Raw genomic sequence first — 8,503 nt, 5'->3', positions numbered from 1 at the left:
CGTCGAGGGACAGCCCGGGCATGCGGGCCACCGCGATCTGCATCTCGATCTCGGTGGGTGCGGTGACGGAAATGGACATGGTCGCGGCAACGTCGCGAGGGGGGATCGTCATGCCTGTCACGGTAGGGCAAAACGCCGGACTCTGCGTCACTGGCGCCCGCTACGCTACGGCCGGGCGCGACAGTGGGTCATCGCCGCGACCGGGTCGGCGTAGATCACGCTGAGCGCCACCACGATTGCCGCACTCTCCTGGACCGACAACCCGAACCGCGACGCCGTGAGCTCCAGCGGCCAACCGATCCTGGATGCGGAGTCGAAAGCCGCCTGCACCGGTCCGAGCCCCTGCGGATGCGCGGCGAACGCATCACCGGCGACGATCACCTCGTCGGGATTGACCGCGTCACGGAAGACGGCGACCACCTCCCCGAGGATGCGGGCGCGTTCGTCGGTGATCACCGACGCGTCCGGTGAGACGCCGAGGCGCTGCGCGGCGCGGCGTGCGACGTCGACACCGATCACGTCCTGCAGGGTGGCCGCACCCCCGCACAGCGTCGGGGCGTCGACACCGATGTGGGCGATCGTGCCGGCCCCGCGGTCGGGGACCACCACCTGCCCGCCGACGGTCAGGGCCATGCCCGTGGTTTCGCGCGCGTAGAAGAAAAGTCCCGTATTCGCGCTGCTGCGAGCCGAACTCAGCAACAGTTCGGCTGCCGCCATGGCCTGCAGATGCTCGCACACCGACACCGGCACGCCGAGTGCCTCGGCGAGTTGCGCTCCAACGGGGACATTGCGCCAGCCGAGGACGGGATGATCGACCACACCGCCGGCGCGCTCGACGCGCCCGCCGAGTGCGACCCCGCCCCACAGCAGGCGGCGCCCGGAGAATCGGTCGGCGAGTTCCCGCAGGGCGTGACAGAGTTCGGCCGCCGACGCGTGCGGATCGTCGTGCGGGGTCAGTACGGCGTGGCTGTAGAGGGTGCGCCCACCGAGGTCGGCGATGGCCAGCAGGGTCCGTCGGGCGCCGATGTGCATCCCCGCGACGCAAAGGCTGTCGCGGTCGAGGGTCAGGGGATGCTTGGGCCGACCGATGCTGCCGGCATGGACGAGGTCGCGGCGTTCGACGACGAAACCCAGTTCGGTCAGCGCGGTCACCTGGCGGTTGATGGTCGCCGGGGACAGTCCGGTCTCCGCGGCGAGGGTGTCGCGGGTGATCGGCGCACCGACCCGGATGCGCTGCAACACCTGCGCCGCGGGGGTCGTCCCGACACCGAGTGTCGCCGGGATGACCGTGTGCATGACTGGAGAATCTAGCATCGCCGTCGGCGGGCGCACCCCGATCGGCGTCGAGACCCAGTCCGGGATTCAGTGCCGGGCCCGGGGCGCAGGCCCCACCCGGCTCGGCACGTAAACTCACGATCATGAGTGAGTCCACCGCCTCCGAGGTCACCCGCGTCGCCGTCGTCACCGGTGCGAGTTCCGGAATCGGCGCGGCCACCGCCCGCGCCCTTGCCGCACAGGGCTTCCACGTGGTCCTCGGCGCCCGCCGGGTCGATCGGGTTCAGGCGCTGGCCGCCGAGATCGGCGGTACCGGAAAGCAACTCGACGTCACCGACGAGGAGTCGGTGGCCCGATTCGTCGACGGCCTGGATTCGGTGCACGTACTCGTCAACAACGCCGGCGGCGCGAAAGGCCTCGACCCGGTGGCCACCGCCGACCTCGACGACTGGCGCTGGATGTGGGAGACCAACGTTCTGGGGACGCTACGGATGACCAAGGCACTGCTCCCGGCGCTCGAAGCCTCCGGCGACGGACTGATCGTCACCATCACCTCGGTCGCCGCCCTGGAGGCCTACGACAACGGCGCCGGCTATACCTCGGCGAAACATGCTCAGGGAGTGTTGCATCGGACGTTGCGCTACGAATTGCTCGGCAAGCCGATCCGGCTCACCGAGATCGCGCCCGGCATGGTCGAAACCGATTTCTCGCTGGTGCGTTTCGAGGGCGACAAGGAACGCGCCGACGCCGTCTACCAAGGCCTGACGCCGCTGACCGCCGACGATGTCGCCGAGGTCATCGGCTTCGTCGCGTCCCGGCCGCCGCACGTGAATCTCGATCAGATCGTGCTCAAACCGCGTGATCAGGCCTCGGCGCGGCGCAACATCAAGACCGGCTAGGCGGGGCCGCTCCGGGCCCTCAGTTCGGGGCGCTCACCGACGAGGGTGCACCACTCGGGGTCGCCGGTACCGACGCCGACTGCGGGGTGCCCTTGATCGCCGACATCGACTTCCAGGTGTCCCAGTCGTAGGTCCAGTCGAAGATGTCGCCGTCGGCCTCGGACAGATCGATCCGGGTGCCGGTCACCTCGACGGGGTCACCGTAGATCGCGGTGGTGAAGTACTGCTGCGCGTTGTCCAGCGACAGGTTGATGCAGCCGTTCGTCACATTCGACGAACCCTGCACGCCAACGGTTTCGGGGTTGGCGTGGATGAACTCGCCGTTGTTGGAGATACGCACCGCCCAGCGTTCGTGGACGTTGAAGTACCCCGCTGCCGGGTTGGACATGTAGAAGTCCTCGTACTTCTCGCTGACCACGTGGATACCCGAGCGGGTCACGTTGCGGTCGACGTCGCCTTCGCCGTAGCTGCAGGGCAAGGTCATCAGCGTCGATCCGTCACGGACCACCACGATCTGGTGGCTGGGCGCGTCTGCTTTGACGATCTGCGAGCGGCCGACGGTGTAGTCGCTGGTGACGTCGGCGGCACCGTATGCCCCGCCGCCGTGATCGAGCCCGTACAGCTTGGCCGACATGTGGATCTTGGTGCCCGGGGTGAGGTACTCCTTGGAGCGCCAGTGCACGCGTGACCCGTTGTCCTCGCCGAGCCAGGCCCAACTGCCCTCCGCGGGGGGTGTGGTGGTCAGGGTGAGTGCGCGCTCGACGGCTTCCTTGTCGTCGACGGTCCCGTCGAACTTGAGGATCAGCGGTGCGGCGATGCCGACTTCCTGCCCGTCGGCGATGTTGACGACGACGTTGAGTTGTTGCTTGGGATCGAGGGTGGTGAACGACCCCTTGACCGGCACCGTCAGTCGGTCCTGCCCGACGGCACTGCCTTGCCAGGTGTAGGTGGTGCCGTAGCCGAGAACCTCGTTGACGGTGAAGGTGGTGCGATCGTCGGAGAGCGTGCCGGTGACCGCCTTGCCGCTGGCGTTGACCAGTTTGACGTCGGGGTTCAGCGTGCCGCCCGACGCCTTGACCTCGACCTTGGCGGTCGGATTGGGCGCGGCGGGATCGTCGAGTGCAGGTGTGTAGGTGACCTTGACGGTCGGCTGCTTCGACTTCTGGGCGGAGGTGGTGTCGTCGGATCGTCCACAGGCGGCGGCCACGAGGCCCGCGGTGGCGATGCCTGCCGCCGCGAGAACGGTGCGTCGGCTGGGTGTCGGCTGCGTGTTCATGTCGGGACCAGGGTACCGAGACCGGCTGATGAACGGCTCTCTGCCTGCTGTGATTCGGTCAAGACAGCGATGCCGGCGACGCCGGCGACCCACGCAGATGGGCGCGCTCACCGTCGTGGTCGAAGATCGAGAGGACCTCCGCGGGTCCGTCGTCGGGGGCCAACGAATGCGGGACCGTGCATGCGAACTCGGCGGCGTGGCCTGCGGGAATGATGATCGTCCGTTCGCCGAGCCGGAGCCGGATCGTGCCGCTGAGCACCGTGAACCACTCATGTCCGGGGTGCACCCGCAGCTCGCGGGCGGCGTCCCGAACCGATTCGTCGAGTCGCATCTTTGCCACGGTCACACCGGCCGGGGTGTTGTCACGTGACAAAGGCCACACCGTGATGCCCTCGTTGGAGTGGGGTTCGGGACGGATCACCACGTCGGCGTCGCCGACCGGCTCGACCAGGACATCGAGTGAGGTGCCCAGCGCGCGGGCGATCGGGACGAGCTGATCGAGCGCGACCCGCCGATGTCCGGTCTCGATCCGGCTCAGCGTCGACGGACTCAGGTGACAGCGATGTGCCAGCGAATCCAAGGTCCACCCCTTGGCGACGCGCATCGCGCGGATGCGCTGACGGACCACCGCATCGATTTCTTGCTCCATGGGCAAGATGGTATGCCCCTTGCGCATCAGCTCGCTAGCCTCGACATCATGACCAGCACGCACGGATCAGATCATCGGCACCACGGACGGCACTCGCACGGGACACATGATCATGGGGCACACGATCATGACGGCACCGACATCGGCGATCTGCTCGAACTCGACGCCGCGGTCACCGGCACCTACCTCGACGAGGCGATCTCCCTCATCCGCACCGAGACCACCCGGCCCATCGAGGTGATCGTCGACGCCGGCGCCGGTACCGGGGTCGGCACCCGCGCCCTCGCAGCGGCCTTCGGGGACGCCGAGATCGTCGCCATCGACGGCTCCCCCGAGATGACCGCACGCATCGACGCCGCCGGACCGGGCACCGTGCGGACGGTGACCGCCGACCTCGACGACGGCTGGCCGGCGAGCGTCGGGGCCGCCGACGTCGTGTGGGCGTCGGCGTCGCTGCATCACGTCACCGACCCCGCCGCCTTCCTGCGCACCACACGCAGCCATCTGCGGCCGGGCGGCGTGCTGGCGGTCATCGAGATGCCGCATCAGCCCCGATTCCTGCAGACCGAGACACCGCACAACGACCTCAATGAACGGATCGAGGAGCTCATGCGGGCCAAGGGCGCCAACAGCTTTCCCGACTGGACCGACACGATCACCGCCGCCGGATTCGAGATGCGCACACGGCACACCGTGAGAATCGACGTTCCCGAACCCACCGAACTCACCCGCGCCTACGCGCAGGCATGGCTCTCCCGGGTGCGCACCGGACTCGCCGACGACCTCACCGACACCGACGCGGCCACCCTCGACGAGTTACTCGGCGACGGACCCACCTCCCTGCGCCACCGCCCGGACGTCGCCGTACGGGCCGCCCGCACGATCTGGATCGCGACCGTGCCCGCATCGACCACCGAAGCGAACCAGGAGATCTCATGACCACCACGGCAACCGAGACCGTCGACGTGGCCATCATCGGCGGCGGCGCAGCCGGGCTGTCCGCTGCGGTCACCCTCGCGCGGTCACTGCGCACGGTCGTCGTCATCGACGCCGGCGCACCCCGCAACGCACCCGCCGCCGGTGCGCACAACCTCCTCGGCCGGGAGGGCATCGCCCCGACCGAACTGCTGCGCGCCGGACGCGCGGAGGCCATCGGATACGGCGCGACCATCCGCGAGGGCACCGTTACCGCCGTGGTGCGCCCAGAACACCGGGCCGACAACGCTTTCGAGGTGCAGAGCACCGGCGCTTTCGAGGTGCACAGCACCGGCGGGCCCACCGCCGTCGCCCGCCGACTGCTGATCGCGACCGGACTCGTCGACGAACTCCCCGACGTCGCCGGGCTCGCCGAACTCTGGGGCCGCGACGTGCTCCACTGCCCGTTCTGTCACGGCTACGAGGTACGCGGTCGGCGGGTCGGCGTCCTCGGCACCGGGCCGATGGCCATGCACCAGGCAATGCTGTTCTCCCAGTTGACCTCCCACATCACCCTCATCGATCACGGCATGCCACCATTCACCCCGGAACAGCGGTTGCAGGCCGAGGTACGCGGGATCGAGATCATCGGCGGACCGGTGGCGCGGGTTGATGCCGACGCCGACAACCGTTTGCGCGCAGTGCTGTTCGACGACGGACGCGAGCTGGAGCTCGATGCACTCGTCGTCGCACCACGAATGCGTGCCCGAGGCGAGATCTACACCTCGCTCGGTGGCACACTCGAGGACAACCCGATGGGCAGCATCATCCCCGCCGACCGGACCGGACGAACCCCGATCGACGGGGTCTGGGCGGCAGGCAATTCCGTGGATCTCGCAGCGATGGTCGGGGCCTCGGCGGCGGCCGGGGTGCAGTGCGGCGCGATGATCAACGCCGACCTCATCGAGGAGGACACCCGGCGGGCGCTCGAGAGCCGGGTGGCCGGCTGAACATCGCCGTCAGTTGAACATCGCTGTCAGCTGAACACCGGTATCAGCTGAACACCACGGTCTTGCGGCCGTGCACCAGTACTCGATCCTCGAGATGCCACCGCAAACCCCGTGCCAGGACCAGGGTTTCGATGTCGCGGCCCTGCCGGACCATGTCGCGCACGCTGTCGGAGTGGTCGATCCGGGTGACGTCCTGCTCGATGATCGGGCCGGCGTCGAGGTCGGCGGTCACGTAATGACAGGTCGCGCCGATCAGCTTGACACCGCGGGCGAACGCCTGGTGGTACGGCCGGGCGCCGATGAAGCTGGGCAAGAAGCTGTGGTGGATGTTGATCGCGCGCCCGGCCCACGCCTCGCACAGTTCGGGCGGCAGGATCTGCATGAAGCGGGCGAGCACCACCGCGTCGGGGGTGTGGCTGTCGACGATCTCCTCGACCCGGTCGAAGGCTGCTCGTTTGGCGCGCGCACCGGACTTCCCGTCGGGTCCGGTGAACGGCACGTGATGAAACGGCACCCCGAAGCGTTCGGTCAGTCCGCCGAGGTCGGGATGGTTGCCGATGACCGCGGACACCGTCGCCGGCAGTTCACCACGGTCGGCGCGACCGAGTAGGTCGGTGAGGCAATGGCTTTCCTTGCTGACGAGCAGCACCACCGATTTCTCCTCGCCGGTGTCGGTGACCTTCCACTCGGTCTGCGGTCCCCATTCGGCAGCGATGCCCGCGAATCGGGCGCGCACCTCGTCGAGGGGGATCGTCACCGTGTCGGCGCGGACGGCCTGCCTGGTGAAGAACCATCCGGAGTCCTCGTCGGAGTGGTAGGCGGCCTCGGTGATCCAGCCGCCGATCTCGGCGAGGAAGCTCGAGATCCGCGCGACGATCCCGGTCTGGTCGGGGCAGCCGAGGGTGAGCACATAGCGACGGTCGGCACCGGAGGCGTCGGTGGCGGGGACCGAGGTGGCGGGGACTGAGCTGGATGGGACAGCGGTGGCGGGGGTGGTCACGGTCCTTCAGTGTGCCAAGCTCGTCTGTGTGACGATCACCGACCTACGCCGAGCCGATGTCGCGGCCCTCGTCGACCACACCCTGCTCAAGCCCGAGGCCACCCGCGCCGACGCCGAGGCCACCATCGCCGAGGCCGCGGAGCTCGGCGTCTACGCGGTCTGCCTGTCGCCGTCCATGCTGCCGATCGATACCGGTGACCAGAAGTCCTGTGTTGTCGCCGGCTTCCCGTCGGGCAAGCACCATTCGCTGGTCAAGGCCGCCGAGGCGCGCCTGGCCGTGGACTCCGGTGCCGACGAGGTCGACATGGTCATCGACGTCGGCGCCGCGCTGGATCAGCGATTCGACGAGGTCTTCGCCGACGTGCTCACCGTGCGTGAGGCCGTCGGCGACGAGACGGTCCTCAAGGTGATCGTCGAGTCGGCGGCGCTGCTCGACCTCGCCGGCGAGGACACCCTGACCGAGGTCTGCGCGCACGCGGCCCGCGCTGGGGCGAGCTTCGTCAAGACCTCGACCGGGTTCCATCCGGCCGGCGGCGCGAGTGTGCGGGCAGTGGAGATCATGCGGGCCGCCGTGCCGGCCCGGGTCGGGGTGAAGGCATCCGGCGGAATCCGCGATGCACGCTTCGCCGCCGAACTCATCGCTGCCGGGGCCACCCGACTCGGGTTGTCGGGCAGCCGTGCGGTGTTGGAGGGCTTCACCGAATAGCGATCGGCCGCAGATGTTCGGCCGCAGACGTTTCGGCCAGGAGGAACCCCGCGGGATCAGCCCGGAAGAGTTGGGCGCATGGGTGATTCGCGGTCAGAACCCGCCGAAATCCCCGCCGCCGAAGTCCCCGCCACCCCCGAAGTCGTTGCCGCCACCGAAGTCACCGAAACCGCCGCCGTAGTCACCACCGCCCATGTCGCCCCCGGCGTCGCCGCCACCCATGTCGCCCCCGCCTCCATCGCCGTAGCCCCCATCGCCGTAATCCCCGGCATCGAGGGCTCCGGCGTCGGTGCCGTCGCCGACGCCGTTCTCGAAGGCGGCCGCGTCGTAGTTGACCCCGGCCATACCGGAGAACAGTGCCGAGAACAGGAACATCGAGCCGACACCCCACGCTCCGGCGACGAGCGCGGGCTTCCACCACGGTTCGGAGTACCAGCCGGCTGGTACCGGTCGGCCGGCGACTCGGCCACCCGGGTAGTAGTTCGGGGTGGTCGGCGACGGTGCGGGCGAGGCCTGCACGGTGCGGCCTTCGAAGTCGATCTCACGGTTCTCGGTGACCTGGCCCGCACTCTTCTGTCCGTCGAGTTCGGGGATCGCCGGTCCGGGGTCCATGCCCATCGCGGTCCGTGCGGCGCGGATGTAGTAGAGGCCCTCGATGGCGGTCTGTTTGGCGAGTCGGGCCTGTGCGGGGCTGGTGGCCTGGTCTATCTGCGAGCCGGCGGCGGTGTGCCGTTCGGCCGCGTCGGCGAGCGCCTGCTTGGCGGCGGGGGGGG

9 protein-coding genes and 1 pseudogene are annotated in these 8,503 nt (G+C 68.9%); 4 read left to right on the top strand and 6 right to left on the bottom strand.

The genetic code is table 11. From position 1 onward, the window contains the following. A pseudogene (locus tag B1964_RS30870) lies at positions 1-112 on the bottom strand (transglutaminase); the annotation flags it as partial. Positions 113-165: 53 nt separating this feature from the next. Further along, entirely contained in the window at positions 166-1,296 is a 1,131-nt protein-coding gene (locus tag B1964_RS02350) for an ROK family transcriptional regulator (RefSeq protein WP_079928650.1), read from the bottom strand. Positions 1,297-1,418: 122 nt separating this feature from the next. Between B1964_RS02350 and B1964_RS02345 the strand changes: the two genes are divergently transcribed. Continuing rightward, positions 1,419-2,174 (top strand): SDR family NAD(P)-dependent oxidoreductase, encoded by a 756-nt coding sequence (locus tag B1964_RS02345; RefSeq protein WP_006372576.1) that lies wholly within the window; start codon positions 1,419-1,421, stop codon positions 2,172-2,174. A 19-nt stretch (positions 2,175-2,193) separates the two neighbouring features. Here the strand turns inward: B1964_RS02345 and B1964_RS02340 are convergent, their stop codons facing one another. Together B1964_RS02340 and B1964_RS02335 are read right to left on the bottom strand one after the other, a co-directional pair. Then, positions 2,194-3,450, bottom strand: coding sequence for an Ig-like domain-containing protein (locus tag B1964_RS02340; RefSeq protein WP_006372575.1), 1,257 nt, complete (start codon positions 3,448-3,450; stop codon positions 2,194-2,196). 58 nt (positions 3,451-3,508) lie between these two features. Continuing rightward, positions 3,509-4,099, bottom strand: coding sequence for a helix-turn-helix domain-containing protein (locus B1964_RS02335; protein ID WP_006372574.1), 591 nt, complete (start codon positions 4,097-4,099; stop codon positions 3,509-3,511). A gap of 48 nt (positions 4,100-4,147) precedes the next feature. Between B1964_RS02335 and B1964_RS02330 the strand changes: the two genes are divergently transcribed. Both B1964_RS02330 and B1964_RS02325 read left to right on the top strand, forming a co-directional pair. After that, positions 4,148-5,038, top strand: a complete 891-nt coding sequence (locus B1964_RS02330; protein WP_253193856.1) for a trans-aconitate 2-methyltransferase — start codon at positions 4,148-4,150, stop codon at positions 5,036-5,038. Next, entirely contained in the window at positions 5,035-6,024 is a 990-nt protein-coding gene (locus B1964_RS02325; protein WP_079928648.1) for an NAD(P)/FAD-dependent oxidoreductase, read from the top strand. The genes B1964_RS02330 and B1964_RS02325 overlap by 4 nt, the downstream gene beginning before the upstream one ends. 43 nt (positions 6,025-6,067) lie before the next feature. Here B1964_RS02325 and purU read toward each other — a convergent pair whose 3' ends face one another. Beyond that, on the bottom strand, positions 6,068-7,024 hold the full coding sequence (gene purU / locus B1964_RS02320) for a formyltetrahydrofolate deformylase (protein WP_020172324.1): 957 nt from the start codon (positions 7,022-7,024) through the stop codon (positions 6,068-6,070). Between the two features lie 28 nt (positions 7,025-7,052). On the opposite strand from purU, the gene deoC reads away from it, so the two are divergent. Further along, positions 7,053-7,730, top strand: coding sequence for a deoxyribose-phosphate aldolase (deoC, locus tag B1964_RS02315; RefSeq protein WP_006372570.1), 678 nt, complete (start codon positions 7,053-7,055; stop codon positions 7,728-7,730). Between the two features lie 93 nt (positions 7,731-7,823). Here deoC and B1964_RS02310 read toward each other — a convergent pair. Then, on the bottom strand, positions 7,824-8,503 hold a 680-nt coding region (locus tag B1964_RS02310), incomplete at its 5' end, for a DUF1542 domain-containing protein (protein WP_139765602.1).

It is taken from the genome of Gordonia sp. i37 (assembly GCF_002043085.1).
Taxonomy (GTDB): domain Bacteria; phylum Actinomycetota; class Actinomycetes; order Mycobacteriales; family Mycobacteriaceae; genus Gordonia; species Gordonia polyisoprenivorans.
The sequence above is the reverse complement of the archived record's forward strand: the minus strand, read 5'-3'. Positions and strand labels throughout refer to the sequence as shown.

Coding starts and splice junctions, on each gene's coding strand:
- B1964_RS02350 (WP_079928650.1), bottom strand. CDS start 1,296: ATGCACACGGTCATCCCGGCGACACTCGGTGTCGGGACGACCCCCGCG.
- B1964_RS02345 (WP_006372576.1), top strand. CDS start 1,419: ATGAGTGAGTCCACCGCCTCCGAGGTCACCCGCGTCGCCGTCGTCACC.
- B1964_RS02340 (WP_006372575.1), bottom strand. CDS start 3,450: ATGAACACGCAGCCGACACCCAGCCGACGCACCGTTCTCGCGGCGGCA.
- B1964_RS02335 (WP_006372574.1), bottom strand. CDS start 4,099: ATGGAGCAAGAAATCGATGCGGTGGTCCGTCAGCGCATCCGCGCGATG.
- B1964_RS02330 (WP_253193856.1), top strand. CDS start 4,148: ATGACCAGCACGCACGGATCAGATCATCGGCACCACGGACGGCACTCG.
- B1964_RS02325 (WP_079928648.1), top strand. CDS start 5,035: ATGACCACCACGGCAACCGAGACCGTCGACGTGGCCATCATCGGCGGC.